Raw genomic sequence first — 26,397 nt, 5'->3', positions numbered from 1 at the left:
CTCGAATGCAGGAACCTCGCTCTGTCTTGAAATCTAAACGGAGGGCGTGATTGAGACTTTTTCAGTGCCATTGGACTATATATATGAGTTGTGGCCCTGCCTGCGATCAAGCTTTTTTGCTGCGTACTTGAATGCGTTTGTCGGTTTTTTGTTTCTTAATCCAAGAGACAAATTTCTGGAGTTCAGGGTCATTTTTGAGCTTTTCCAGGGTGTTGAGCTCTTGGGCGAGGTGTTTGTTGTCAAATAGAGAGTGAATCTGGCGGTGACAGGCTGAGCAAATGTCGATTGTCGGGCTTGGGTCTTCGTTTTTCCGCTTGGTGTTTTGTTTGGGGGTGAGGTGATGGGCGGTTAATGCTTCCATTTGTCGATCGCACAATTCGCACTGCATAATTTTCTCAATGCTGCTGGATAGGAGAATTGCTACTTTTAGTTTAGCGCGATCGGCTTGGAGAGGGTGAATAAAGGTCGATCGCACTCTCCAAACAATAAAAAAACCCCCTGTTGGGGGTCATACAAATCTCGTGTGGCAGAGGTCGAAAAGCCTCTGGGATCACAAAATATACAGCAGCAAAAACAAAACAATCCAAATCACATCCACAAAGTGCCAGTAAATCTCAGTCGCTTCGATTCCGAAGTGGTGCTCGCTAGAATAGTGACCTTGCGCGCGCGATCGCCACACCACCGCCACCATCAGCAGCACTCCCAACGTAACGTGCAAGCCGTGAAAAGCAGTCAAAACGTAAAAGCAACTGGCATACAAATTCGTCGTCAAGCCAAACTCTAAATGAGCGTATTCGTAAACCTGACCGAACAAGAAAACTGCGCCCATAGCAATAGTTACGAGCAGCCAATTCCGCATTCCTACAGCATCATTTTTTTTGATTGCAGTATCCGCATTGTGAATCACAAAACTGCTAGCAATCAGAATTATCGTATTGATTCCCGGCAGCAATAACTCGCGCTCGGGCGTACCTTCAGGAGGCCACGCGGGGGCCATCGCCCGATAAATCAAATAGGCGGCAAACATACCGAAAAATATCATGCCTTCAGCGCACAGGAAGACAATTACACCTAACATTCGGTGGTCGGGATGCTCTACACCGTGTGCTTCTACCTCGGCCTCGTGGTGGTAATTCAGGGCTGTTTTTGCCGGATCGATCGCTGGAATTTGCATAATAAATTGGTAATGAAGAAGTCAGTTGTCAGTTGTCAGTGGGCTGTTGGCATTAGTCATTAGTCATTAGTTAACAGTCAACAGCGTCGCCCTGAGCGTAGTCGAAGGGTCAACAGTCAACAATGCCCAATGACTAATGCCTGATGACTAATAACTATTCGCCATCTTGACTTTCATCAGCAGGAGAATCAATATTTACCTCTGATTCAGGAGCCACCAAAGTTGCAGTACCCCCAAAGAAAGTTGAAGCTTGAGCCTCCGCAATAGGAATACCCTGTTTCTGGGCGTTGCGGGTGGCATTTTCCCTCAGCTTGAGCCTGAGACGTTCCCCTGTATTCTGAATTTTTTCCATGCCGTAATCGTAAGGCCCCGTTGCCAATACTGGCACTCCTTCAAAATTTTCGATCGGGGGCGGCGAAGTCGTCATCCATTCCAAACTCAAAGCTTGCCAAGGATTGTCACCTGCTTTCGGGCCATATCTCCAGCTCCAAATCACATTAATGATAAACGGGATTGTAGAGACTGCCAGCATATAAGCACCGACAGTACAAATGACATTAATTGTGGTAAATTTCGGGTCGTACATTGCCACCCGCCGAGGCATTCCTTGCATACCCAAAGCGTGCATCGGCAAGAAAGTTACAGTAAAGCCAACATAAGTTAAAACAAAGTGAACTCTACCCCAAAATTCATTAATCATCCGCCCCGTCATTTTGGGGAACCAGTGGTAAAAAGCAGCGTAAATTCCAAACACTGAGCCGCCAAACAGCACGTAGTGTAGGTGAGCGACGACAAAATAAGTGTCGTGAACGTGAATGTCAAAAGGTACGGAAGCTACCATGATCCCGGTGATGCCGCCGAGCACAAATGTTGAGATAAAACCCATCCCAAATAGCATGGCGCTGACAAGCCGGAGTTTGCCTCCCCAAATAGTTGCCAACCAGCTAAATATTTTAATCCCAGTTGGTACGGCGATGATCATAGTCGTGATCATAAAAAACATCCGCAGCCAGCCGGGAGTGCCGCTGGTAAACATATGGTGTGCCCACACGATCAAGCCCAAAAAGCTGATAGCGAGACTGGAATATGCGATCGCCAAATAACCAAAAATTGGCTTGCGGGAATGCACCGGCAAAACTTCTGATATCACCCCGAAAAAGGGCATAATCATAATGTAAACTGCCGGGTGCGAATAAAACCAGAATAAATGCTGGTAGACGATGGGATCGCCGTTGCCGGTCGGGTTAAAAAATGCCGTCCCCGCTAACAAGTCAAACGACAGCAAAATCAAAGCTGCGGCTAACACTGGAGTAGCAATCAAAGTCAGCGCTGAAGTCGCAATCATCGCCCAGCAAAACAAAGGCATATCATTGAGACCCATGCTCGGAACCCGCATGGTAAAGATGGTAACGGCAAAATTCACCGCCCCCAAAATCGAAGAAGTTCCCAGAATCAAAACGCTGAGAATCCAAATTTCTTCCCCCGCTTGAGCAGTAACTAAGCTCAAAGGCGGATAGGAAGTCCAACCCGCCTGTGGAGCTCCTACCAAAAAACTGCTCAAGAGCAACAAGCCGCCTACGGGAATCAGCCAAAAGGCGATCGCATTCAGCCTGGGAAATGCCATGTCTTTTGCCCCAATCATTAAGGGGATCAAAAAGTTAGCAAATCCGGCTCCGGCGGGTACGATCCACAGGAAGATCATCACCGTCGCGTGAACAGTAAATAAACTGTTGTAGAGTTCGGGGGGGACAAAATCGGAGTCGGGGGTGGCGAGTTCTGTTCGCACCAAAGTTGCCATCACGCCGCCGATTAGATAGAAAATAAATGTTGTGACTAGGTATTGAATACCGATGACTTTGTGGTCGGTATTAAAAGTGAAGTAGTCGCGCCAATGTCTATCGGCGGGCGCTGTTCCGCGAGCCTCAGTGTTGGCACTTTCTTGGAACTGTGCTTGTGTCATAGTTATTAGTCATTAGTTATTAGTCATTAGTTATTAGCTAAGGATAAAAAACCCAGTGCCAGCAACTAATGACTATTTTTAGTGATGAGTTGGGTGAAGTTGTTCTAGGGTTTCGGAGTTAATTTTTATTTCCCTGACGTAGGGAGCCAAAAATTCACCGTCGGACAATTCCCCAGGATTGACTGCAACTGCTTGCTCTAAGTTTTGACTGCTAGCAACTTGCTGGCTTTGCAGCCAACCGTCGAATTCTTCTGGCGTGTGAACGACTGCTACAGCTTTCATCGCTCCGTGATAAGCGCCGCACAATTCAGCACAAACAACCCGGTATTCGCCAGTTTTAGTTGGTGTAAATCTCAGTTCGCTCGGCCGCCCGGGAATTGCATCTTGTTTGAGGCGAAATTCCGGCAGCCAAAATGCGTGCAGCACGTCTTGAGCTGAGATATTTAGCTGTACGTCGCGGTTGAGTGGCATATGCAGTTCGCCAGAACTAACGCCGCTTTCTGGATAGCTAAAAATCCAGGCGTACTGCAAACCTGTGACATTTACAACTAAGTCTGCTGGTTTGTCTTCATTTTCGGGGGAAGCGCCTACGCCTAAAGCATAGAGTTTTGGAGACGGAATTTGAGGGGCGTTTTGGGGTGTATCTGAGAGTGTGGCTGCGATCGCACTTCCCCGCATTTTAGAGTGCGCTTGCATGGTTCCGTGGTCGTGATTGCCCATCGGATCGAGGCCTCCCATTGAGTTGTAAATCTCAAAACTGTAGACTCCGATTCCTAAAATAATCACTGCCGGCACGGCTGTCCAAAGAATTTCTAAGGGAAAGTTGTCATGCCAAGGCGGCCCGTCTGTGTTGTCTCCTTGACGGCGACGATATTTAATTGCAGCAACAATGAGAATTCCTTGGACCATGATAAATAGTCCAGTGGAAATGGTCATCATTGTATTGAAGAGTCCGTCTATCTGGGATGCTTCGTCAGAGGCGGCGATCGGCATCAAACCGTGATTCTGCCCGTACCAGAGACTGATCAGAGTCACTCCGATGCCGGCGAGCATGGTGAGGATGGAACTTGGAATGTTCACGCTGGTACTTCTTAATAGCGACACTTCTTCGCTTGAAAAATGAAGGAAGCGCCTCTGGGTTATCAATTTTTAATTGTAAATGGTATTTTTAGTAAAATGTCTCTCTTAAGGGTTACTTAAGGCTTAGAATTTTTGACCGATCGCCCGCACGCCTAAAAAATACGTCTTTTGTACATTGACAAAAATGCTTAAAAATGCTATATAATCGCTCTGTTTGCCTGCTAAATTTGAGATTGTTTCTCAAACACCATCAAATGCTGTTGAGGTAACATATCTTTTGTCTCTTTCCATACTAAACCGACGGCTGCCATTTCTTTTTTCACCTGCTTCTGCGTCATTTTGTGCAAACCTTTAATGGGAATCATCGGGTTTTCCCCGCGATACTCGATCGATACCGTGCGGCCTCCCGGTTTGAGTGCTTTCACAATTCCTTGCATCATTTCTCTGGGATATGCCAATTCGTGATAAGCATCGACCATCACAACTAAATCTACGCTGTTTTCAGGCAAATTGGGATTGTCGGTAGTGCCCAAAACTGGCTCAACGTTAGCAATATTTTTTTCTTGTTTATTCAATTTAATAAAATTAATCATTTCCGGCTGCACGTCAACTGCCAAAACCTTTCCTTCTGGAACTAAGGGAGCGATGCGAAAGCTAAAATATCCCGTTCCCGCTCCAATGTCTGCTACAATATCGGTTGGTTTTAAATCGAGATTGTTGACTAATCGAGCTGATTTTTCTTCCATGCCGCGAGACGGTCTTTCTAGCCAACTAGCGCCTTGATATCCCATGACTTGGGCAATTTCTCGACCCATGTAAAATTTGCCGATTCCGTCGGGATTGTGGACAGTTCGCTGCTGATAAATTGGGTCGCCATTTGCGGTTTTACTTGCTGCTGCACAGGCATTGAGCGGCAAAAGGCAAATTATTGCTAAGATAATTGCTGCTAGCGGTTTGATGAATTGTCGGTTTTTCACGATCGTCCTAATTGTATGTTTAATTTTTTCATTACCAGGCTCTGCGCGGTCATGCAGAACCGGAGGAAGAGCCGAGCGAATATCGAGAATAATTTAAGATTTAGCTGACAGCGGATTCTAACAATTTAATTGTACCAGAGTCAGCGTCGATTTCGACTTCTTGACCGATCGGCAAAGTGAACTGTTCCCGGATGTGTCCCACCATTGAACCATACCACGCGGGAATCTTCAAAGGGCGAATGTGGTCGGACAAGACTTGAGGTAAGGTTAGGGACTCTTGGGGTTTTTCAGCTTCGCACTTGGTACACTGTCCGAAAATAAAACCGGATATTTTATCAAGAATGCCCGCTAATTTGAGCTGCGTCAACATTCTATCGATGCGATAAACTTCTTCGCCCACTTCCTCGACAAACAAAATACTGTTTTCCCACGGCGGTAAATATGTAGAACCCACCATAGCTGCGATTACTGATAAATTGCCGCCGATTAGTTTTCCCCTAGCTGTGCCGCGCCCGATTGTTTGAACTTGCACGCTTTTGGAGTTGTGCATCGTCACAGAACCTCCCTCAAACAAAACTTTTTTGACGTAATCTACTGTAAAGGGGCTCCAAGTTGACGCACCTAAAGGGCCGTGAAAAGTAACTCTATTAGTTTTAGCATAAATCGCCAATAACAGTGCGGTAATATCGCTGAATCCCATAATGATTTTGGGGTTGTTGCCGATAATATTGTAATCCAGGAGTGGCAATATCCGACCACAGCCCCAGCCGCCCATCCCGGTAAAAATAGCTCGCACTGAGTCATCGGCAAAGGCTGCGTTGACATCGGCGGCGCGATCGGCATCCTTGCCTGCTAAATAGCCGTAGCGGTCGTAAAAATGCTCTCCCAATTTAACTTTTAATCCCAGCTTTTCCATAACTTTAAAAAAATCCTCGATTTCTTTTTTGTAGTTGAAAGCAGCAGGATTGATTAAAGCTACTGTGTCGCCGATTTGCAGGCGGCGCGGCTTATCGATCGCACTTGTGGGAGATAGGTTTGTTTGGGCGAGCGGCAAAAGCTGAGTACCAATAGCAGTCAGCCCAAAAGTTGTGAGCAGAGCGCGGCGGCGGAGAGTCATAGCTGTTAGGTGATTTTTGCTATAATTGTATAGCAAAATCTCTGCCATATCAGTTTAAAATTGCGAGTTTACAATGAAAACCGACACTAAGATATCAGCTAAAAAATCTTGGGCTCAAGCTTTAGCCCGTCCTGCTGCGGAGTTTCCGCTGACTCAGCTATTGGTTAAAAGCGGTAAAATTCCCGCAGGATTTCGCGGCACTCTCTACCGTAACGGGCCCGCACGTTTGCAACGCGGTGGCATGAATGCGGGACACTGGTTTGATGGCGATGGTGCAATTTTGGCTGTACATTTTACCGATGTCGGTGCTGCTGCTGTTTATCGCTACGTGCAGACAGCGGGATATCAAGCTGAGGAAAAAGCTGATAAATTTCTCTACAGTAATTATGGCATGACAGCACCGGGCCCAGCGTGGTTGCGGTGGACTAAATCTGTTAAAAATGCTGCTAATACTTCAGTTTTAGCTTTGCCCGATCGCCTTTTAGCTTTGTGGGAAGGCGGCTTGCCTCACAGCCTCGATTTGCAAACTCTGGAAACTCGCGGAACGGAGGATTTAGGCAGTTTAGAGAGTGGATCTTCTTATTCCGCTCACTGCAAGCGCGACCCCATTACTGGCAATATTTTTAACTTTGGAACTACACCGGGTGCCAGTACAAAGTTGCATCTGTATAAAAGCGATCCTACAGGCAAAATTGTGCAACAAGCAACTGTTGCTTTAGATGGAATTCCCCTGATCCACGATTTTGTTTTGGCGGGAAAGTATCTAATATTTTTTGTGCCACCGCTGCGACTCAATTTTGTGCCAGTATTAGCTGGAATTAGCAGTTACAGCGACTCTTTGGAATGGAAACCGGAGTTAGGAACGCAGATATTAGTTGTTGACTCGGAAACTCTCTCTTTAGTTAGTCGCGGCGAAACCGAACCTTGGTATCAGTGGCATTTTGCTAACGGTTTTGTAAAGGAAGATGGTTCGGTGGCGGTTGATTTTGTGCGCTTCCCTGACTTTAAAACTAATCAGCGACTGAAAGAAGTAGCGGCGGGTGACACTCGCACTGATGCCCAGGGCACTCTTTGGCGAGCGCATCTCAACCCGCAGACGGGGAAAGTGACAGGAATAGAAGAATTGTTGGATAAACCTTGCGAATTTCCGATCGTACCTGCTTCAGAAATAGGGCAAGACTCGCGATATATTTATCTGGCAATGTATGGGCCTGACGTTGATATTGTAGCGGAAGTTTTTAGTACGATCGCCCGTTTCGACACGCAAAGCCGCAATCTCACAATTGCCGACTTGGGCGAAAATCGCTATCCTGCTGAACCCATCTACGTTCCAGATATTTCCTCGGAAAAAGGTTGGATAGTAACAGTTATTTATGACGGCAATTCTGACAGCAGCGAAGTCTGGATATTTGACAGCGAAGGGCTTGATCGCGCTCCTGTTTGTCAGCTAGAATTGCCCAGTGTCATACCTTTGGGCTTTCACGGCACTTGGAAATCGGCCGTATGAGAAAATTGTAAAGAAGTGTTGCGGAAGATTTATTAAAAATTGTTGCCGCTTTAACTTCGAGTTGTTAAGGTGTGTGTAGATAGGAAATTCTCATATCTAGGAGGTGTGGAATTGACAATCTGCATTGCTCAATTATCCTGTGCCAATTCGCATCAATCCCCGGCGATTGTAAGTCGCGGTTGCACAGGATATCGTCTGCCTCTGCGGACTAAAAAAAGAAGGGTAATTAAGCCCTGGCGAATAACTAATCCCGGTGAATATTCCCGGCGAATAAATTCGCGGCTACACAGGCAAAGTCCGCCTCTGCAGACTGAAGGAAACCAATACCCGGCGAATAAATTCGCGGCTACACAGGCAAAGTCCGCCTCTGCAGACTGAAGAAAAAGCGGTAATAAAGCCCGCTTTGACATGATTATCGACTAGGTTTGCCCATCTCAGGTTTGTCTGCTTGAATGAGGTTAAATGACCAGATAATTGACTGATTTCTGGCAAACCCAAAGTTTAGTTCAACTCACGCGCACGTTAGCGATTCAACAGTTTTTGGTTTTGAGTTAACCCCACAAGTAAATGAGGTCTATCGGAACAAGATAGCCTTTCCCAAAATTATGAATTATGAGTTGTTACCGCCAAAACATCCAACTCATAGCTAATAATTCACAACTCACAACTGATAACTCCGTGCCGCAGTGAGCATCTACCAAAAGGTTTAATCTATGCAACTTCAAGGAAAAACAGCTCTTGTTACAGGAGCTTCGCGCGGAATTGGGCGATCGATCGCCCTGGCATTAGCGAGACAAGGAGTCAAACGCTTGTTGATTGTGGCGCGCAACCGCAAGCAATTAATTGAACTGGCAGAGGAAATCGATGTTTTGGGCACAGAAGTAGTGCCGTTAGCTTTGGATTTAACTCAGTCAGTAGCGGTGAATATTGCGATCGCCCAAGCTTGGCGAGATTGCGGCCCGATTCACCTGCTAGTCAACTGTGCAGGCGTCGCCCACCAAGCATCTTTCTTGCGTTCCCCGCTGCCATTAATCGAGGAAGAAATCGCCTTAAACTTGCTCGGAACTTACACAATTACCCGCTTGATAGCTCGGCGAATGGCGACTCAAAAAGAGGGAACAATCGTCAATGTTTCCAGCTTAATGGGCAAAATTGCCGCTCCCACAATGGCGACTTATTCTGCTACCAAATTTGCCATTTTGGGATTCACACAAGCTTTACGCAGCGAGTTAACTCAGTACAATGTTCGAGTCACAGCTTTGCTGCCATCTCTAACAGATACCGACATGGTGCGAGACTTGGAGCAATTCCGGTGGGTAGTGCCCACAACTCCCGAAAAAGTTGCCCTAGCACTTGTCGCGGGATTGCAGAAAGATGCGCCAGAAATCTTGGTAGGATGGCAAAGTCATCTAGCAGTTTGGTGTCACCGAATTGCGCCTTGGTTGCTGGATTTGGTCTTGCGGATGGCGACTCCCGAACTTCGGGATAAATCGCGGGGCCGCAAATTGCGGGAGGCTTTAGCTAGCGGGCGATAAACCCTTTTCTGGGCGGGCAAGATGCCCAACCCACAAGAAAACTCATTCTTTTGTGGAACGGGCATCTTGCCCGTTCGCCCAACCCCTACTCCCCACAAAAAATTTGATGTGTTGTGGAACGGGCATCTTGCCCGTTCCTAAGCCCACCTTACATTTGGCAAACACTTTAACTGTTAGTCATATCGTTTCCGGTTGCATCGGAATGATATAGAGGACACGGCACTGCCCATAGGTGTCAACTTAAGACTCAAACCCTTGATCAATCTCGCTTTTAGCTTAGTCTAGATCCCCCTAAATCCCCCTTAAGAAGGGGGACTTTGAGAAGAATCTTGTCCCCCCCTTTTTAAGGGGGGCTAGGGGGGATCTAAGTTTAATGGCCAAAAGCCGTCTGTGACTAGGTTTTACGTTAAGTTGACACCAATGATATCACTCATCCTCATCAGAAAATAGCGATGGTAAATCCCGTTCTCCCCTCACCACCCTGATAATTTCAATTCCACTGTCTATCGCCCGATAAAGAATAATGTGACCCATGAGAGGAAGCCCCCGCACAGAAGCAGCTAGTTCCTCGTAACTACGACCCATATTAGGAAAGTTAATTAAATTGCGACACTTTCGATTGAACTCCTCGACAAACTGTTCTCCGGATTCAATATTTCTAGCTGCAAAGTAATCCGAAATTTCATCTAAATCGCGACTCGCTTCTGGAGAAACAATGTAGCGACTCATCTTTAGTTCTCCCGCATTTTGCGAAATTTTTCCTGCAATCTTGCTATGACTATTTCTCCATCAATCCCTTCACCGCGATCGAGTTGAGCTATTCCTGTTGATACTTTTGGTCGCGTTTCTTCTACCCATTTTTGATAGCTGTTGCTCTCTGTCGGCTCACTGCTGTCGGCTAGGAGTTCTAATGCCGCTGCGATTACCTCCTCCGCCGAAGGATATCTGCCACTTGTAACTTGTGCTTCTATGAATTTTTGCTGCTCAGGCTTGAGAGTAATTTTCATGGGGTTTACCTCTGAGAACCTCTAACTATTATATCATTTCCACTCGCCTTGCAAGGTAAAAGCAGCCCAATAATAGGGAGATTTCCATTTTTCCTGCTGCATCATTTCGATCTGTGCCGCCCTCAAAGCTGCAGCCGGCGCTAACTTTTGTTGCACCATTTTTTGATAAAACTTTTGCATTAACACAGCAGTTCCTTCATCATCCACATTCCACAAACTCACCGCCACCCGCTGCGCCCCCGCATACATAAAACCCCTCGTTAATCCCACCATTCCTTCGCCTTTAACATTCTGTCCCCTTCCCGATTGACAAGCACTTAAAACCACTAAATTTGCCGCCAGTTTCAAGTTGAAAATATCCGTGAGGCGCAAAAAACCATTGACAAGATTGCCCTTGTCATCTACCATCGACATCACAATTCCTGACAGTTCGGGATTTTTGCTGTTGGCAAGGCCGTGGGTGGCAAAGTGAACGATTTGATAATTAGCTAAGCTGCCGTCGGTGGCGCTAGTGCGATTAGCATCAAAATCAATCTTTTGACTGCTAGAAGCTGAGGGAAATAAGCTGGATATTGTTTGGGCTTCTTGGCGGGTAAATGGGAGGCGTTCGGGCGGCCATTGCCGATTAGAAGCACGAAGCGATTGATTTAAACCGAGGTTATTGGCTTCTAATTTTTCTGTCGTTGCTTGGGTGATTTTTCCTTTAATTCTTTCATCGTCTGGACTGAAAACCGGATCGGCTAAAATTGCTAAAGTTCGGCCCGGCGGTTTTCTATCTCCGTAATTTTGCCTGAGAATCGCGAGAGTTGAGGCAGAAGGCAAAGTAATAATTTCATGTTCGATAATTAAGGGAACATGGGTATTTTCTCCCGCGGTTTTGTCAAGATTTAAAGCTTGAAAAGGGGTATAGTGCAGCACGCCGTCGGGAACAATTAATAATCGTTTATTGCCTAATTGGGCTGCTGCTGGCTGTAAAATTAATTGGCTCAGATTGGCACCTGCTTGGGCAACTTGTTGGGGAATTTCTCTCTGGATTGGGCTAGTTATTGTCTCTAGGAACTCCTTAGCTACTGTTTCAATGTCAACCTGTTTTGGTAATTCATAGCTGGTTAGCCCTGTTGATGTCACAACCCACAAATAACTGCGGTCTTTGCCGAGGGAATACTGCAATAAAATAGTGTTTTCATCGAGAATCTGTTTCTGAATTTCTGGCAGGGTTAAAGGTTGGGGTTGGGTGAGGGCGGCGTAGCGGGGGCTGGCGGTACGAATATTGGTTTGAATTTGCTGATATTGTTGCAAAAGTGATAGGCGCTGTTTGTCGATTTCAGCGATTTTAGTTTGATTGGGATTGGGGCTGCTGATTGCTTCGATGCGCTGCTTTTCAATGGCATCGAGTTGCTGTTGCAGGCTCTTTTCTTGTTGCAGTAAATCGGGGGAAATGCCTTCGCGAATGCTGGCGTTACTTTCAAAGAGGAGTTCGAGGAGACTGCGGGCCCTGGAACGTTCGCTGGCTTCTAAGGCTTTTGTATCATAACCGGATTTAGGATTAGTTTTGTGCAATTGCATTAACAAATCGATGTAGAGTTCGTAGTGATCCTGTACTGTGGCAAAGTATGAGCTCCGGAGTTCGGGGCTGGCTATTTTGGTGCGGAGGTTTTCGATGATTTTGAGAGAGGATTCAATGTCGTTGAGGGCTTCGGTAAGATTGTTTTGGTCGCGTTTGGTAGAAGCTATGTTGTAAAGGGTGAGAGCTTCTCCAGTGCGATAGCCTACTGCCCGACTCAGGGGAAGCGACTGGCTGTAATACTCTAGCGCTTTCTGTTTTTCTCCCAAATCCTTGTAGACATTGCCGATGTTGTTGAGGGTGTAAGCTTCCCCGCTGCGATCGCCTGTTGCGCGAAATAGGGGAAGCGATTGGCTGTAATACTCTAGCGCTTTCTGTTTTTCTCCCAAATCTGAGTAGACTAAGCCGATGTTGTTGAGGGTAGTAGCTTCCCCACGGCGATAGCCTACTGCCCGACTCAGGGGAAGCGACTGGCTGTAATACTCTAGCGCTTTCTGTTTTTCTCCCAAATCTGAGTAGACTAAGCCGATGTTGTTGAGGGTGCCAGCTTCCCCGCTGCGATCACCCACGGCCCGACTCAGGGGAAGCGACTGGCTGTAATACTCTAGCGCTTTCTGTTTTTCTCCCAAATCTGAGTAGACTAACCCGATGCTGGTGAGGGTGGTAGCTTCCACACTGCGATCGCCCACGGCCCGAGTCAGGGGAAGCGACTGGCTGTAATACTCTAGCGCTTTCTGTTTTTCTCCCAAATCATCGTAGACAGAGCCGATGTTGTGGAGGGTGCTAGCTTCCCCGCTGCGATCACCCACGGCCCGAGTCAGGGGAAGCGACTGGCTGTAATACTCTAGCGCTTTCTGTTTTTCTCCCAAATCATCGTAGACAGAGCCGATGTTGTGGAGGGTGCGAGCTTCCCCGCCGCGATTGCCTACTGTCCGCAATAGGGGAAGCGACTGGCTGTAATACTCTAGCGCTTTCTGTTTTTCTCCCAAATCTGAGTAGACATTGCCGATGTTGTTGAGGGTGGCAGCTTCCCCGCCGCGATCGCCTGTTGCCCGTCTCAGGGGAAGCGACTGGCTGTAATACTCTAGCGCTTTCTGTTTTTCTCCCAAATCATCGTAGACAGTGCCGATGTTGGTGAGGGTGCTAGCTTCCCCAAAGCGATCACCTACTGCCCGACTCAGGGGAAGCGACTGGCTGTAATACTCTAGCGCTTTCTGTTTTTCTCCCAATTCTGAGTAGACTAACCCGATGCTGGTGAGGGTGGTAGCTTCCACACTGCGATTGCCTACTGCCCGAATCAGGGGAAGCGACTGGCTGTAATACTCTAGCGCTTTCTTTTTTTCTCCCAAATCAGTGTAGACAGTGCCGATGTTGGTGAGGGTGCTAGCTTCCCCACCACGATCACCTACTGCCCGACTCAGGGGAAGCGACTGGCTGTAATACTCTAGCGCTTTCTGTTTTTCTCCCAATTCTGAGTAGACATTGCCGATGTTGTTGAGGGTAATAGCTTCCCCACGGTGATCGCCGAGGGCCCGACTCAGGGGAAGGGAATGGCTGTAATACTCTAGCGCTTTCTTTTTTTCTCCCAATTCTGAGTAAATACCGCCGAGCCAGGTGAGGGTGTTCGCTTCCCCTGAGCGATCGCCTACGGCCCGATACAGTTTTAATGCTTCTTCATATTTGACGATCGCACCTCTTTTTGATTCCGCTGTTCCTTGATGGTAGAGTTGTACTCCTTCTTCATATACTTTTTTGGCCGCGTCGCTACTGTTAGTTTGTGCTGTTTGTTCGACTTTGCCAACGGGCACGGCTGCTGCCACTGGCTGACTTAACTGAAGCGAAAGCGCGATCGACATACCAGCCAAAAACCATTGAGTGCGATCGAACATAGCCACCCCTTTTGTATTTTTTTCAATTTTAGTCACTAGCCTGCTTAGTGTTAAGGCAGGAAGAAGTCAGGGCGATCGGCATTTTTGCTACAGTGAACGAGTAGGTGCGATTCCCTACGGGATCGCTACGCCGCGCGTACTTTTTCCCAGCATGAACAACATCCTAACTACCCCCGATCCCGTAACAACCCACTGGGATTGCCCCGAATGCGGCGGCACCGGTACCCTCAGCCCAGAAATTTGCCCTGTTTGTCTCGGAGCAAAATACATCGATCTCGCTACAATAACGAACTGGATGCTCGATTTCATGGAATCTCGCGGCTGCGATCGAGCTGAGATCGATCGATTGCGAAGCGAAAACCCAGACCCGCTAACATTAACTTTTTGCCTCGAAGTTTGTATCGCCCTTAAATAAACAATTTACCAATTACCAATTACCCATTTCCCTATTCCCAATATTCAGTGTCCCTTAACCGGATGTTGACCGTAAAAAGGCAAAGCATCCGACCAATCAGGACGACTTCCCATTTGCCACTCCAAATAAGCCAATTCCAACACACTAGAAACCGACCAACCCAACTCGCTACCAACTTCAATCAACTGATAATAATTCCCCCAATTATCCAACTTTTCCTGCCAAGATTCAGGAGTCATCACCGTCTCAGGAAACAACTCAATTAAACCAGAATCTTTGTTAACTGAATAAACCGCCCCAAACAATTGTCCCCGCTGTGCAGGCATTTGCAGCGCGATATCATCTCTCAAAAGCCCCCCCTTAGCAAGGGGGGGTTGGGGGGGTTCCGTATTCAAAAGCCCCCCCTTAGCAACGGAAGGTTCTGCACTCAAAAGCCCCCCCTTAGCAAGGGGGGGTTGGGGGGGTTCCGCCCAAGCGACAGCCGCCAAAGTTGAAATCGCAAAAACCGGAATATCCAACTGTTGAGCCAAAGTCCGCGCCGTCACCATACCCATCCGAGTCCCCGTGAAACCTCCGGGCCCCTTCGCCACTGCAATAAAAGCCAAATCCGCCCAATTTTGCGGCTGAATAAATTCGACTAAATACTGATGCAAATGAGTTGCTAAATCGCGATCCAAATTCCAAGTTTGGCAGCGAGAATCCCCGGCAAAATTGCTGATGGCTAAACCGAGTTCGCGACTAGCTGTGTGCAGGGCTAAGCCGTATTTTTTAACTGATGTTCCGTCTTGGGGATTGCTATTCACGATTAGTGGTAATTTTCCTTAACAAAAAACAGAGGCAAAGCGACAACTAAGCAACCCAAAAGAATGCCAAATATTCCCGTATTTAAAATCCTCGAATTACCCATCCCCCCAGTCATCAAAAACAGCACAACTAAACTTGCAAATAAATTTTTATTGGCAAATTCTTTGTGTTGGGAAACTTGATGTTTCACCGCCATAAAACCCGACGTAACTATTAGCGCAAACCAAGAATTAAAAATGACTATTTGAGAGCCAAAGATAAACCAAACTAAGGCAAACATTAGCGCATCTATCCAAAAATCCTGAGTTTTCAACTTCGGCAGCCAAAATTCTTGGGTAGTAACAGGGGCGATTTTCTTGAGTAATTGATTGTGTTGCAGCCGCACGAGTTTGTTTCTCAATTGAATCTTGGGATCGATTTGCAATATTTGCTTCCACTCCGGGCGGCGAGAATTGTTGACTCTTCCCAACAGCTTCACGGCTGCGACTTTATTTAACTGCAAATCGGTGAGTCTGGTGGCAATTATTTGAGATAAGTGCGGATAGTAAACGGGGTTATCTTCGGTTCTGTTGATGACGATATTGAGCTGTTGCTTGGCTTGACTGACTTGGATTGTAACATTGTAGGGGGCGAGATCCTCTTGCAAAGCTTGCTGAATTTCGGCTTGCTGTTGGCGAGTGAAAAGCGAGACACCGGGCGCAGGTGTAACCACCCGTTCTGCGGGCGTTTCCGGCGCGTCTAGCACAGGCTCTGCGTCTAAATACACCGGTTTGGGGTTCAAGTGCCGGATGACTGCTGATGCTGAACTGTAGCGCCTATTGGTGGCACTTTGAAGCATGGTGTCGAGGATGCGGCCCAAATCGTCGCTAACAGCAGTCTTCAAATAATTTCTCCAAGCCCAAGAATCCTCTGTACTGTCGAACAAATCGAAGGGAGGAATTTCAGTCAACAAGTGAATGCAGGTAACGCCCAAACTGTAGATATCGCTGGCAAAAACTGCTTTCCCCATCAATTGTTCTGGGGCTGTATAAGCAGCACTGCCGATGATTGTACCAGTTTGCGGCAACCCGGTTGCTGTTACTTTCTTAGCTGCACCAAAGTCTACTAAAACAATATCTTTTTGGAAAGGAGAGGGTTGATAGGAATTTTCTAAGGCGGGTAAAGGGGCTGGAGTTAGTCGGCGGCGAATGATATTTTCTGGTTTGATATCGCGGTGAATGACTTTGGATTTGTGGACGAAGTGGAGCACTGGCAATAAATCGTTGAGGATTTGCCGAATTTGAGTTTCGGTGAATGCTCCTTTTTGTTCTAATTCTCTGGCTAGGTTTTTGCCGTCTATAAATTCTTGTACTAAATACTGTCTCCCGTCTTGTTCAAAATGCGCGATTAATTCTGGAATCTGGGGATGTTTTCCCAAGGTTTCTAGCTGGGCTGCTTCTTGGTGAAATAGTTGAGCGGCTTTTTCGGCTGCGGTATTTTGCTGCAAAAATTGCTTGATTACGCACTGCGAAAAAATCAGGGGTTTGGTTTCATCAACTGCTAGAAATGTTCGGCCAAAGCCTCCTTGCCCGATCGGCTTTATGGTTCGGTAGCGAGATGCTGATGGCGTTTCTGCGTCAATAGTCAACAACAATTTTGAGCCGCAACTTTGGCACAATTCTGCATCCCCTGGGTTGTGCGGATTCTGACAAGTTGGGTTTAAGCAATAGCACATTGGATTTTAGATTTTAGATTTTAGATTTTAGATTTTTAATTGGGAATGGGGAATTGGGCATCGGGCATCGGGCATCGGGCATCGGGCATCGGTAATTGAAAATTGGAAATTGAATATTGGAAATGGAAAATTGAAAAGCGGGTAAAAAGAAGAAACAAGAAAATGAGAGCGTTTTATTTTTTCGTTCTTCCTTCTTCCTTCTTCCTTCTTCCTTCTTCCTTAAGTCGGGACGAGTTCGCCTGGCCGCAATTTTGCCCATTTGCCGGTCTCTTGCTTGAAACTCTGACACCCGACTACATCCCATTCCATTTCAATTTCGTCTTGGCGGGGACGGATGTTGACGTTGATGGTGGGTTCTACGGGGTCGAAATCGGGTGTTTCGGTGAGGTGAAGCTGTTCGTGCTGTTCTTCTACGGCGTGGTAGGTGAAGCAGCGGTCTACATAGTGGCAGTTAATACAAATACACATTCTTGATATCCTCTGTGCATTTCAAAAAGATTGGTGAAATTTGAGCTTTCTGTTAATCTAGCGTAGCAAGAGTTTAATTGTTTGTAAGTTTGTAGATTTTTGTTGCAATGCCGATTAATTTGCCCTCTTCATTATCTCCTAATACTTGGCCGTTTGATTTGAAACTGCTGACACCGCCTGCTTATCTGGTGGGCGGTGCGGTACGGGATGCGTTGCTGGGCCGCCGATCGCACTATTTTGACTTGGATTTTGTCATGCTAACACGGGCGGTGAAGACTGCTCGAAAAATTGCCGATCGCACGAATGGTGGATTTGTCTTGTTGGATGCGGAACGCCAAATTGCGCGGGTGGTGTTTGCGGGCGGTACGGTGGATTTGGCGCAAGCGGAAGGGGGGAGTCTGGAGGGGGATTTGCTGCGCCGGGATTTTCGGATAAATGCGATCGCCTACAATCCTTTTACAGGAGAAATCATCGATCCTTTGGACGGTCAAACTGATTTGCGGTTGGGTGTGCTGCGGATGATTTCGCGGTCAAATTTGGAGGACGATCCGCTGAGGTTATTAAGAGCTTACCGCCAAGCGGCGCAGTTGGGTTTTGCGATCGAACCTGAAACTCAATCGGCGATTCGAGAATTAGCGCCGCTGTTGAGTCGGGTAGCGGTGGAACGGGTGCGGACGGAATTGGGTTATTTGTTGAGCAATCCTAACGGTGTTCCTTGGATTTGTCGCGGTTGCGAAGACGGTTTGTTTTCGATTTGGTTTGAAAGTGCGATCGACCGTTTCGATATTTTGACAAAAATTGACGCATCTGCTGCCAAGTTAGCTGCAATTTACCCGGAATTAGGGAAGGAATTCGGGCATCAGATTCGAGATACAATTAAAACGCCTTTGTTGGCTGTCGCGAAGCTGGCTATTTTGGCAGATTCCGACCAGACAATTGCTGAAACCCAGTTGCTGCGGTTGAAGTATAGCAATGCGGAGATTAAAAGTGCGATCGGGCTTTTGAAATACTTGCCACAATTGCAAGCAAAACCTATTGCGGAAATGTCTTTGCGAGAACAGTATTTTTTGTTTCGGGATGTGGGAATAGTATTTCCAGTTTTAACGGTTTTGGCGGTGGCGGCGGGAGTTGCGGTTGAGGATATTTCACTGTTAATTAATCGCTATCTGGATGCTGATGATATTATTGCTCATCCCACACAATTAGTTACCGGCAATGATTTAATGGAATATTTGAAATTGCCCAGAAGTCCGCGCATCGGTCAATTTTTAATGGAGATTCAATTAGCGCGGGTGGAGGGTAGAATTGCAACTCGCGAAGATGCGCTGAAATTGGCGGCAGAGTTGGTTAATCAGTCAGTTTAAATTGATAAATTTCAGAAATTAGAACGGGCAAGATGCCCGTTCCACAAAATTCAACTTTCCCGTGGGGTGGGCTTCTAGCCCGCCCTAAAAAGTTAGTTTACAATGCTAAAAAATCAGAATCTTAAACAACATTTTTTAATTCTTCCGGCAATTCAAAGTTGCCATCGGCACCCGGTTCAAACTCAACAACTTTCAACACAGCATCAACATTCAGCGGCCCGTAAATGTGCGGGTAATTATCACCCGCCGCCAATTCATACTTAAGTTCAGCTTGCACTTTGTCCGAGTCAATCCAAAGCAGCAGCAATCCTGTTTGTCCCACAAAAAATTTATTAGCAGATCTAAGAACTTGCGGCAGAGTCGAACAGTGGATAAATCCTTCAGTATCTAGCGTATCTCCGCGATAGGATTGAACTTGTTTTGCTTCTTCCCACTGTTGGCTGCGGGTGATGTGAAAAATAATGCTCATAATTGAATAAATTCTAGGTTTAATTGAGAATTGGCAGCAAAATTTGAGAGGGAGAATTCCCGCCACAACTTACTGTCAGCGTGATAATTTTAGCATTGATCGCGCGCGCTTCACCGGGAGGTACACCAGTTCCCGGATTCACGTCGTAAGCGGGAAAACAAGCCGCACTCAAACTCAGACGCAACGCATTACCTTTGGCAATTTGCATACAAGTTGCTTGCAGGACAATTCTTACAGGTGTTTCACCTGAATTCATCCGGACGTAACCTTGACTAAAATTGTAAACGCTGCCACTATCTTTTACCTCAGAAAGTATCGCACACAAATCAAAACTCGGCGCATCGGCGGTACAAAATACTTCGACAATTATATCTCCAGCTAAGTGCAAATCTGCTGTTAGCGGTGCCGAAGTGTATGTTAAAACATCGGTGCGGCAGTCAATAGTCGATCGCTCCATCGAACCGGCAGGAAATGCAGCGTGACCTCCCAAGGACGGCATGGGCCGCCAAGGGTCATGGACGAATATATCCTCAGTGCAAACATCCGGGCAACTCTCTGTTAAAATACCCGCATCTTCTCTCATCGCGGCAAGTCCATTACTTGCTAAAAAATAAGATTTATGATTATTAGGCCATTTATCAAATTTCCGCCAATCATTCCTCCCCATCTCAAATAGCGAAATCGGCCGTTCGTCTAATATTCCTGTATCAACTCCTTTGAGGAAGCGATCGAACCAGCGAATTTGCAACTCATCCACAGGATTTGAAGCTGCAAAACCATAATCCAAAGCTCCCACTTTTCGCCCCCAAGGTAAATGCGCCCAAGGGCCAATTATCAAATGCTGCGGACAGGAGCTCCGGCTCGCCATTTCCTTGTAAAGATGGATTGTTCCCCGCAAATAAGTATCAAACCAACCGCCAATGTGTAGCATGGGCAAGTCTAAATCTTTGATGTTTGGCGATAAGTTTTCCCAATAGTCGTTGGGTCGATAATTATCCAACCAATCGTGGTAATATAAGTCGGCGCCCAGATTTTTAATAATCTCAGGACGGGCGGGTAAACTATCGTATAGCGGGAGATTTCTCGAAGCTGCATAAAAGGCTTGATAGGCAGAAATATCGCCTTTTAAGCGAGCGGTTTCTGCGGCTAGCTGAATTGCCCAGCCGAGATTTGATTGCAGACAAAACGCGCCGCCTTCATAGGCCCAATCTGCGTATAAATTGCCGCCTACCATTGCCGGACAAATTGTTATTAATGCGCTTGGTTTAGCAGCCGCCGCGTAGAGTTGAGTCATCCCTTGGTAGGAAAAACCGTACATTCCGACTTTGCCGTTACTTCCCGGCAAATTAGCTGCCCAATTGACGCTATCAAAACCGTCTTGTGTTTCGCTAACAAAAGGGTTAAATTCGCCTTCGGAAGTGCCGCGTCCCCGCACGTCTTGGATGACAACGATGTAGCCGTGTTTGGCGTACCATGCGGGATGGGAATATACGACTGTAGAGGCGATCGCCCTTCCGTAAGGTTGCCGCATTAATAATACTGGAAATTCGCCCTCCGCATCGGGGCGATAGATGTCAGCATCTAAACGAACCGCATCTTTAGTTAGCATTGACGCTGTTTCTTTCGGCCAAAGTTTCAGCATAAATCCTAAAAAACATCAAATAAAAAAGTTTGTAGTCAGGGCTTTAGTGCTTCTTCTAAGGACGGAAACCCTGACTACAAACCTGATGAAATAGTTTTCATCTAAGCACTCCACTCCTTACTACAAACCTAGCAGGATACGAGTACATCCGATCGCCTGAGAACTCTCATATCTTCCTCATCGAGTTCGACTGGTGTGCCGCTGCGAATTAGTTCTACAAAATCCTCATTCGGCACCATGATGCACAAAGTGTACAAACGTTCACTGCCCGTATTCTCAATTAGGTGAGTGCCTGTTGGAGGCACTAACAAACTATCTCCCGGTTGAATACCAACTGTTTTGCCGTCGCAGGTTGCTTGCCCTTTGCCTTTGAGTACAAAAAACATTTCTACTGCGAATTGATGGCGGTTGGGAGGAGTTTTGCCGCCCACATCGAAAATTTCCACGCAAACAGTTAACGAAACATTAGCTGTTACAGGATCGAAGACGATCGCTAATCTATTAGTATCGCCTGGACTGATACGAAATGCTTCGTAGTCTTTCGGAGACTTTATAACAGGAATCATGCAGTGGTTTGTCATTTTTTTATGGTTGGTTGTCAATTGGTAGGTGGCTGGTGTCATTAGTGAAAAGCCAGAGTCCTTAGTTCTCAGTTGAGACTCAAAAATTTATTCCTAATGACTAATGACAATGACTAATGCCTACTATTTAATTGCTTCTAACATAGCCTGAGAATCCGACAAAAAACCAAAACATTGTTTAACGTTATAAAGAGTAGCTTGCCAGCAATACTCGGGAGATGTCGTAGCTGTACAATCTTTGACTAAAATACAGTCGTAACCGAGGAAATTAGCATCTTGCAGCGTAGCCATGACGCACTGATCGGCGTTTACTCCTCCAAAGAAAAGTGTAGTTCTGCCGAGGTTCCGCAAGATACTATCTAAAGGAGTATCCCAAAAGCCACTCATCCGATATTTATCAACGCAAATATCCTCCGGTTTGGGTTTTAATTCATCGACAACCTGCGCCGCCCAACTCCCTGCCATCAGTACAGGTGCGTTGTTTTTTGGCAGCGGATCTCCCAAACCTACGCCGTCGCCTGTGGGATTGTAAACGTGACGGGAAGCTGCACTAATATTGAGCAAATCGGGGCGGTTTCCCCAGTTTATCCAAATAATTGGTACTGCGTGCGATCGCAATTCGGGCAGCAAATTTTTTAAAGGATTAATTGGAGTTCTTGCGGGCGTTACATCTACGCCGATATGTGCTAGCCAACCGTCGGGATGACAGAAATCGTTTTGCATATCTATCACCAACATTGCTGCTTTTGCTAAGTCCAAACGCAGGGTTTTAGTTTCTGTTTCCAGGGTAACAGGTTGAGGCGCGATCGGCGATCGGGTGATATCGGCAATTTTGGCATCAACTTTCCAAGCATTCGGCGGTACGCCCAAAGTGCGGAGAGAATCAGGATTCATATGGATTTTGACTCAAAAACAATTTCAATCTTATAACTATTTGATGGTTACTAACTTGTCATATCTTAAATCTTTGTTAGAATTAAGTATCCAGGGTAACTTTTTGATCGAGTTTAGGATTTATTAACTTTATTACACGTGAGCGCAAATGTTAGCGGTCTGCAATTATATAATAAAAATCAATAGAAATTTACAAAAAGGGTAAATCTATGAGCTTTACAATTCAAAATGCTTTAATTCCGGTTGATAGCGGTTATGAAACCGCAGATGTGCAAGTGGTGGATAATTGCATAAGTGCGATCGCGCCCAATAATCCACCCTCTAATTCCCCCGCTTACCAAGGGAAGGATAGGGGGGGGCAAACAGTTATTGACGGCAAAAATAAGCTGCTGCTACCCGGTTTTGTCAACGCGCACACTCACTCTTCAGAAATGTGGCAACGGGGCATAATTCCCCTTTGCCGCTGGAGTTGTGGATTGCCGAATTATACGATTTTACGCCTCTCGATCCCGAACAAGTTTATTTGAGCGCCTTGGGAACTGCGGTAGAAACATTGCTGTCGGGCGGTACAAGCGTAGTCGATCATTTAGTTTTGATTCCGGGGCAAGAATTAGAGACAATCGCCGCCGCCGTTCGCGCTTATCAAGAAATCGGTATCCGCGCTTTTATCGGGCCGTTAATTCAAGATGAATCCCTGACAGCGGGAATGCCTTCTGGCGATAGCGGCATCGAACACGCGGCTTACCTTCGATCGACTAAGGCAACTTTGGAATTAATGGAAACAGCCATAAAACAGTTTCAAAATCCCGAAAAAGGTGTTAATATGTTGTTGGCGCCGACGGGAATTCAACTGTGTTCCGATGCTTTGTTTGAAGGCTGCATCGAATTGAGCGATCGCTACAATCTTTGTCGGCACGCCCACCTCTTGGAAACCCCCGCTCAAAAACAGTTAGCTCACGAAAAATACGGCTGTAGCGCTGTCGAACACCTGCAAAAAATTGGTTATTTGAGTCCGCAAACTTCCTTAGCGCACTCCGTTTGGCTGGACGATTCTGACATTGCGATTATGGCAGAAACTGGAGCGACAGTCGTACACAATCCCCTTAGCAACTTGCGCCTGGGAAGCGGGATTGCACCGATTTTGAAATACCGTCAAGCGGGAGTTAACGTATCTTTTGGCTGCGACGGCGCTGCTAGCAATGACTCTCAAGATTTGCTGGAAGCGATTAAAATTGGTTCGATTTTGCACAATATCACGGATTTGGATTACCGCCAATGGATTACACCGCGCCAGTCTGTAGAAATGGCATCCCTGGGAGGAGCAAAAGGCTTAAATGCTGCCGATGAAATGGGTTCATTGACAGTCGGTAAAAAAGCAGATTTTGTGCTGTATGATTTAACCAGTTTATCATTGCTGCCGCGCACCGATCCGATTGGCTTGCTAATATTGGGACGCCCGACTAATGCCGTAGACAGCGTTTGGGTAAACGCCAAGCAAATTGTCGCAGAAGGTAAGGTGAAAACGATCGATGTTGATGCTTTGAGGCGGGAACTATTCGATCGCAGCGAGTGGACGAGCAAGCGTCAATCGCAAACAGTAAGTGAAATAGAAGCCCACTATCTAAAAGTCATGAACCTGCAAGGTTATTCTTAAAAAATTAACCAATAGAATATGATATCATTTGCGGTTTAATCACATAATTAGCGCCGCCACTAAAAATTAACGCAATCAACCTCGCAAATCCCAATCACTCAGAAGCTCTAGCCATGACACCGCCTAACAGCCAGATAAATGTAGACGCCAGACTTGTTGCAGCTAATACCAAATTTGCTTTTAACTTGTTCAACACCCTAAGCAAACAACAGCCCAATAAAAATATCTTTATTTCTCCTACTTCTGTCAGCCTCGCACTGTCAATGACATACAACGGAGTCAGCGGAGAAACCAAACAAGAAATGACAAAAGCCCTCGAATTAACGAAAATGAGTCCAAAAGCAATCAACGCAGCAAATCAAAATTTGCAAAAGAGTTTGCAAAAAAATGACCCCAAGATCCAAGTATCAATTGCCAACGCGCTTTTTGTCAAACAAGGCTTCTCATTAAAACCCGAATTTTTGCAAATAAATCAACAATACTACCAAGCCAATATTAGCGAAATAGACTTTCAGAACCCGCAAGAAGCTCTCAGCATCATTAACAACTGGGTGAGCCAAAAAACTCAAGGAAAAATTGATAAAATAGTCACTAAAATTACCCCGAGGACACTTTTATTTTTGATTAACGCCATCTATTTCAAAGGCAACTGGGAAACGCCATTTGATAAATCTCAAACTGCCAACAAAACTTTTTATTTAACAGACAGCAGTTCCAAACAGCATCCCATGATGTCCCAGAGTGGCTCTTATCGGTGCTACGAAACAGACACTTTTCAAGCAGTCAGTTTACCTTACGGCAAAAAAGGCGCTCTGAGTATGTATATTTTCTTGCCAAACTCCAATACCAATTTGGCAACTTTCTCGCAGCAATTAACGCCCGAAAACTGGAATAAATGGATGCCAGAATTTAGAGTTAAAAGTGGAATGATTGAAATACCGCGCTTCAAAATGGAGTATGCAGTTAAACTGAACGACACACTTATAGCTTTGGGAATGGCAGAAATTTTCGGTGGATTGAAAACAGACTTTTCCCCCATGACTGATAGCCAAGTAGCAGTAGAATCGGTCACACACAAGACATTTGTCGAAGTTAACGAAGAAGGTACAGAAGCAGCAGCCGTGACTGTAATTGAGTTAACGAGATCTATGTCGGCTTTTGAAATGAATGTAAACCGTCCATTCTTTTGTGCTATTCGAGACAATACTACAGGAACCATATTATTTATGGGTACCATCGTTGACCCCCAATAATATCAAAAATATTAGGTGCGTCAGGAAATGTTCGAGTGACTTTTAATAAAATAACCTTCGCTGACGCACCCTAACAAGCTAATTATACGGTAAAATATCAGTCTAAAAATAATCATATTTGCGAAAAATTGATGATTAAATTGCACAAATGGCAGCGCATACTGGCTTTAATAGTTGTTTTTGCGATCGCCCTTACCTCCTCCGCGATTTTATCCCCGCGTCTCTTGGCTCAAACCTCGCCCAAAACCCCAACAACCGAATTGCGCGGCGTCTGGCTAACTAACATTGACAGCGAGGTTATCTTCTCCCGCAACAACATCATTGACGCTGTAAATCGACTGGATCAACTCAATTTCAATACCATCTATCCCACGGTTTGGCAAGGAGGGTATACGCTTTATCCGAGTGCTGTAGCCCAACGAACATTCGGACAGTCGCTCGACCCATCACCCGGATTGAAAGACCGAGACATCCTGAAAGAAATTATAGCACAATCCCGCCAAAAAGGTATAGCAGTAATCCCCTGGTTTGAGTTTGGTTTCATGGCTCCCGCCGAATCGGAATTAGCCACACTTCACCCAGAGTGGCTGGCACAGCGGCGCGACGGTTCAACTATTTGGAAAGAAGGCAAACACGAGCGAGTTTGGCTGAATCCCTTTCATCCCGAAGTTCAGCAATTTATCTTAGATTTAATCCTAGAAATTGTCGATAATTATGATGTAGACGGCATTCAATTTGACGACCATTTCGGCTTGCCAGTAGAATTTGGCTACGAGCCGTTAACAGTGTCAATGTATCAGGAACAAATCAAAAGCCCTCCCTCCGACGACGCCCGCGAAACCTTCTGGGTGCGCTGGCGCGCTGACAAAATCAACGACTTCGTGGGCAGAGTTTCCCGCGCCATCAAATCCCGCAAAGAAAAATGTATTGTCAGCTTATCTCCGAACCCTTTTCACTTTTCTTTACCCGCCCACTTGCAGGACTGGTTTACCTGGGAAAGACGGGGCTACATCCAAGAAATTGTGTTGCAAATTTATCGCAGCGACATCAAGCGTTTTAGTGCCGAACTGGAACGGGAAGAAGTTAAACTGGCTAAACTTAACATTCCAACTGCGATCGGCATTTTAACTGGTCTTAAAAATAATTCCGTCCCCCTCAAACAAATTCAAGAACAAGTGCAAGAAGTGCGAAAAAGAGATTTCGCTGGCGTGTCGTTCTTTTTCTACGAAAGTTTGTCGAATTGGGCGAGGGAAACCCCCGAACAGCGCAATTATGCCTTCCAAGAATTCTTTCCCACAAAGATGCAGCGCCCGCCATCCGAAGGCTGAA

At 46.2% G+C, this 26,397-nt stretch carries 24 protein-coding genes; 8 read left to right on the top strand and 16 right to left on the bottom strand.

Annotation, left to right across the window (positions count from 1 at the left end; all coding sequences use genetic code 11):
• Positions 1–106: 106 nt before the first annotated feature.
• The 6 genes from QUB33_RS17295 to QUB33_RS17270 all read right to left on the bottom strand — a co-directional run bounded on the left by QUB33_RS17295 (position 107) and on the right by QUB33_RS17270 (position 6,308).
• A complete protein-coding gene (locus QUB33_RS17295) occupies positions 107–475 on the bottom strand; it encodes a hypothetical protein (RefSeq protein ID WP_333351870.1) in 369 nt (122 codons plus the stop codon).
• Between the two features lie 75 nt (positions 476–550).
• Positions 551–1,174, bottom strand: coding sequence for a heme-copper oxidase subunit III (locus QUB33_RS17290; RefSeq protein ID WP_333351868.1), 624 nt, complete (start codon positions 1,172–1,174; stop codon positions 551–553).
• Between the two features lie 154 nt (positions 1,175–1,328).
• The gene (gene ctaD / locus QUB33_RS17285) at positions 1,329–3,134 is read right to left on the bottom strand and encodes a cytochrome c oxidase subunit I (RefSeq protein ID WP_333351865.1); all 1,806 of its coding nucleotides are present in this window, start codon (positions 3,132–3,134) and stop codon (positions 1,329–1,331) included.
• 78 nt (positions 3,135–3,212) lie between these two features.
• Positions 3,213–4,214, bottom strand: coding sequence for a cytochrome c oxidase subunit II (locus tag QUB33_RS17280; RefSeq protein WP_333351862.1), 1,002 nt, complete (start codon positions 4,212–4,214; stop codon positions 3,213–3,215).
• Between the two features lie 221 nt (positions 4,215–4,435).
• Positions 4,436–5,194, bottom strand: coding sequence for a class I SAM-dependent methyltransferase (locus QUB33_RS17275; protein ID WP_333351874.1), 759 nt, complete (start codon positions 5,192–5,194; stop codon positions 4,436–4,438).
• A 97-nt stretch (positions 5,195–5,291) separates the two neighbouring features.
• Entirely contained in the window at positions 5,292–6,308 is a 1,017-nt protein-coding gene (locus QUB33_RS17270) for an LD-carboxypeptidase (protein WP_333351872.1), read from the bottom strand.
• A 73-nt stretch (positions 6,309–6,381) separates the two neighbouring features.
• Here QUB33_RS17270 and QUB33_RS17265 point away from each other — a divergent pair, with 73 nt between their 5' ends.
• Positions 6,382–7,815: a carotenoid oxygenase family protein gene (locus QUB33_RS17265; protein ID WP_333351860.1), complete on the top strand. Its 1,434-nt coding sequence runs from the start codon at positions 6,382–6,384 to the stop codon at positions 7,813–7,815.
• Between the two features lie 713 nt (positions 7,816–8,528).
• The gene (locus QUB33_RS17260) at positions 8,529–9,350 is read left to right on the top strand and encodes an SDR family NAD(P)-dependent oxidoreductase (protein WP_333351857.1); all 822 of its coding nucleotides are present in this window, start codon (positions 8,529–8,531) and stop codon (positions 9,348–9,350) included.
• Positions 9,351–9,776: 426 nt separating this feature from the next.
• Here QUB33_RS17260 and QUB33_RS17255 read toward each other — a convergent pair whose 3' ends face one another.
• Genes QUB33_RS17255 through QUB33_RS17245 form a run of 3 tightly spaced genes read right to left on the bottom strand, consistent with a single transcriptional unit; the run spans position 9,777 to position 13,810 of the window.
• On the bottom strand, positions 9,777–10,079 hold the full coding sequence (locus tag QUB33_RS17255) for a type II toxin-antitoxin system RelE/ParE family toxin (RefSeq protein WP_333351854.1): 303 nt from the start codon (positions 10,077–10,079) through the stop codon (positions 9,777–9,779).
• A 2-nt stretch (positions 10,080–10,081) separates the two neighbouring features.
• Entirely contained in the window at positions 10,082–10,357 is a 276-nt protein-coding gene (locus QUB33_RS17250; protein ID WP_333351852.1) for a type II toxin-antitoxin system ParD family antitoxin, read from the bottom strand.
• Positions 10,358–10,390: 33 nt separating this feature from the next.
• Positions 10,391–13,810 (bottom strand): CHAT domain-containing protein, encoded by a 3,420-nt coding sequence (locus tag QUB33_RS17245; RefSeq protein WP_445299533.1) that lies wholly within the window; start codon positions 13,808–13,810, stop codon positions 10,391–10,393.
• A gap of 151 nt (positions 13,811–13,961) precedes the next feature.
• Between QUB33_RS17245 and QUB33_RS17240 the strand changes: the two genes are divergently transcribed.
• On the top strand, positions 13,962–14,225 hold the full coding sequence (locus QUB33_RS17240) for a hypothetical protein (RefSeq protein WP_333351848.1): 264 nt from the start codon (positions 13,962–13,964) through the stop codon (positions 14,223–14,225).
• 44 nt (positions 14,226–14,269) lie between these two features.
• Here QUB33_RS17240 and tsaB read toward each other — a convergent pair whose 3' ends face one another.
• The 3 genes from tsaB to QUB33_RS17225 all read right to left on the bottom strand — a co-directional run bounded on the left by tsaB (position 14,270) and on the right by QUB33_RS17225 (position 17,211).
• Entirely contained in the window at positions 14,270–15,028 is a 759-nt protein-coding gene (gene tsaB / locus QUB33_RS17235) for a tRNA (adenosine(37)-N6)-threonylcarbamoyltransferase complex dimerization subunit type 1 TsaB (protein ID WP_333351846.1), read from the bottom strand.
• 2 nt (positions 15,029–15,030) lie between these two features.
• On the bottom strand, positions 15,031–16,743 hold the full coding sequence (locus QUB33_RS17230) for a serine/threonine-protein kinase (RefSeq protein WP_333351844.1): 1,713 nt from the start codon (positions 16,741–16,743) through the stop codon (positions 15,031–15,033).
• A 219-nt stretch (positions 16,744–16,962) separates the two neighbouring features.
• Positions 16,963–17,211: a Ycf34 family protein gene (locus tag QUB33_RS17225; protein ID WP_006632635.1), complete on the bottom strand. Its 249-nt coding sequence runs from the start codon at positions 17,209–17,211 to the stop codon at positions 16,963–16,965.
• Positions 17,212–17,318: 107 nt separating this feature from the next.
• Between QUB33_RS17225 and QUB33_RS17220 the strand changes: the two genes are divergently transcribed.
• Positions 17,319–18,575 (top strand): CCA tRNA nucleotidyltransferase, encoded by a 1,257-nt coding sequence (locus tag QUB33_RS17220; protein ID WP_333351842.1) that lies wholly within the window; start codon positions 17,319–17,321, stop codon positions 18,573–18,575.
• Positions 18,576–18,696: 121 nt separating this feature from the next.
• Here the strand turns inward: QUB33_RS17220 and QUB33_RS17215 are convergent, their stop codons facing one another.
• The 4 genes from QUB33_RS17215 to QUB33_RS17200 all read right to left on the bottom strand — a co-directional run bounded on the left by QUB33_RS17215 (position 18,697) and on the right by QUB33_RS17200 (position 22,161).
• Positions 18,697–19,044, bottom strand: coding sequence for a DUF952 domain-containing protein (locus tag QUB33_RS17215; protein WP_333351840.1), 348 nt, complete (start codon positions 19,042–19,044; stop codon positions 18,697–18,699).
• 19 nt (positions 19,045–19,063) lie between these two features.
• Complete coding sequence (locus tag QUB33_RS17210) at positions 19,064–20,686, bottom strand: CocE/NonD family hydrolase (RefSeq protein WP_333351838.1); 1,623 nt, start codon at positions 20,684–20,686, stop codon at positions 19,064–19,066.
• Between the two features lie 128 nt (positions 20,687–20,814).
• The gene (locus QUB33_RS17205; protein WP_445299532.1) at positions 20,815–21,252 is read right to left on the bottom strand and encodes a cupin domain-containing protein; all 438 of its coding nucleotides are present in this window, start codon (positions 21,250–21,252) and stop codon (positions 20,815–20,817) included.
• A gap of 138 nt (positions 21,253–21,390) precedes the next feature.
• Complete coding sequence (locus QUB33_RS17200; RefSeq protein WP_333351833.1) at positions 21,391–22,161, bottom strand: cysteine hydrolase family protein; 771 nt, start codon at positions 22,159–22,161, stop codon at positions 21,391–21,393.
• A gap of 209 nt (positions 22,162–22,370) precedes the next feature.
• On the opposite strand from QUB33_RS17200, the gene QUB33_RS17195 reads away from it, so the two are divergent.
• The 4 genes from QUB33_RS17195 to QUB33_RS17180 all read left to right on the top strand — a co-directional run bounded on the left by QUB33_RS17195 (position 22,371) and on the right by QUB33_RS17180 (position 26,396).
• Complete coding sequence (locus QUB33_RS17195; RefSeq protein ID WP_333351831.1) at positions 22,371–22,688, top strand: hypothetical protein; 318 nt, start codon at positions 22,371–22,373, stop codon at positions 22,686–22,688.
• Positions 22,595–23,815, top strand: a complete 1,221-nt coding sequence (locus QUB33_RS17190; RefSeq protein ID WP_333351829.1) for an amidohydrolase family protein — start codon at positions 22,595–22,597, stop codon at positions 23,813–23,815. The genes QUB33_RS17195 and QUB33_RS17190 overlap by 94 nt, the downstream gene beginning before the upstream one ends.
• Positions 23,816–23,928: 113 nt before the next feature.
• Entirely contained in the window at positions 23,929–25,068 is a 1,140-nt protein-coding gene (locus QUB33_RS17185; protein ID WP_333351827.1) for a serpin family protein, read from the top strand.
• 131 nt (positions 25,069–25,199) lie between these two features.
• The gene (locus QUB33_RS17180; protein WP_333351825.1) at positions 25,200–26,396 is read left to right on the top strand and encodes a glycoside hydrolase family 10 protein; all 1,197 of its coding nucleotides are present in this window, start codon (positions 25,200–25,202) and stop codon (positions 26,394–26,396) included.
• Position 26,397: the final 1 nt, after the last annotated feature.

It is taken from the genome of Microcoleus sp. B3-A4, assembly GCF_036705385.1.
Classification (GTDB): Bacteria; Cyanobacteriota; Cyanobacteriia; order Cyanobacteriales; family Microcoleaceae; genus Microcoleus.
The sequence above is the reverse complement of the archived record's forward strand: the minus strand, read 5'-3'. Positions and strand labels throughout refer to the sequence as shown.

Coding starts and splice junctions, on each gene's coding strand:
- QUB33_RS17225 (WP_006632635.1), bottom strand. CDS start 17,211: ATGTGTATTTGTATTAACTGCCACTATGTAGACCGCTGCTTCACCTAC.
- QUB33_RS17270 (WP_333351872.1), bottom strand. CDS start 6,308: ATGACTCTCCGCCGCCGCGCTCTGCTCACAACTTTTGGGCTGACTGCT.
- QUB33_RS17205 (WP_445299532.1), bottom strand. CDS start 21,252: ATGATTCCTGTTATAAAGTCTCCGAAAGACTACGAAGCATTTCGTATC.
- QUB33_RS17210 (WP_333351838.1), bottom strand. CDS start 20,686: ATGCTGAAACTTTGGCCGAAAGAAACAGCGTCAATGCTAACTAAAGAT.
- QUB33_RS17260 (WP_333351857.1), top strand. CDS start 8,529: ATGCAACTTCAAGGAAAAACAGCTCTTGTTACAGGAGCTTCGCGCGGA.
- QUB33_RS17250 (WP_333351852.1), bottom strand. CDS start 10,357: ATGAAAATTACTCTCAAGCCTGAGCAGCAAAAATTCATAGAAGCACAA.
- QUB33_RS17245 (WP_445299533.1), bottom strand. CDS start 13,810: ATGTTCGATCGCACTCAATGGTTTTTGGCTGGTATGTCGATCGCGCTT.
- QUB33_RS17265 (WP_333351860.1), top strand. CDS start 6,382: ATGAAAACCGACACTAAGATATCAGCTAAAAAATCTTGGGCTCAAGCT.
- QUB33_RS17290 (WP_333351868.1), bottom strand. CDS start 1,174: ATGCAAATTCCAGCGATCGATCCGGCAAAAACAGCCCTGAATTACCAC.
- QUB33_RS17215 (WP_333351840.1), bottom strand. CDS start 19,044: ATGAGCATTATTTTTCACATCACCCGCAGCCAACAGTGGGAAGAAGCA.
- QUB33_RS17195 (WP_333351831.1), top strand. CDS start 22,371: ATGAGCTTTACAATTCAAAATGCTTTAATTCCGGTTGATAGCGGTTAT.
- QUB33_RS17180 (WP_333351825.1), top strand. CDS start 25,200: ATGATTAAATTGCACAAATGGCAGCGCATACTGGCTTTAATAGTTGTT.
- QUB33_RS17200 (WP_333351833.1), bottom strand. CDS start 22,161: ATGAATCCTGATTCTCTCCGCACTTTGGGCGTACCGCCGAATGCTTGG.
- ctaD (WP_333351865.1), bottom strand. CDS start 3,134: ATGACACAAGCACAGTTCCAAGAAAGTGCCAACACTGAGGCTCGCGGA.
- QUB33_RS17185 (WP_333351827.1), top strand. CDS start 23,929: ATGACACCGCCTAACAGCCAGATAAATGTAGACGCCAGACTTGTTGCA.
- QUB33_RS17255 (WP_333351854.1), bottom strand. CDS start 10,079: ATGAGTCGCTACATTGTTTCTCCAGAAGCGAGTCGCGATTTAGATGAA.
- QUB33_RS17220 (WP_333351842.1), top strand. CDS start 17,319: ATGCCGATTAATTTGCCCTCTTCATTATCTCCTAATACTTGGCCGTTT.
- QUB33_RS17240 (WP_333351848.1), top strand. CDS start 13,962: ATGAACAACATCCTAACTACCCCCGATCCCGTAACAACCCACTGGGAT.
- QUB33_RS17230 (WP_333351844.1), bottom strand. CDS start 16,743: ATGTGCTATTGCTTAAACCCAACTTGTCAGAATCCGCACAACCCAGGG.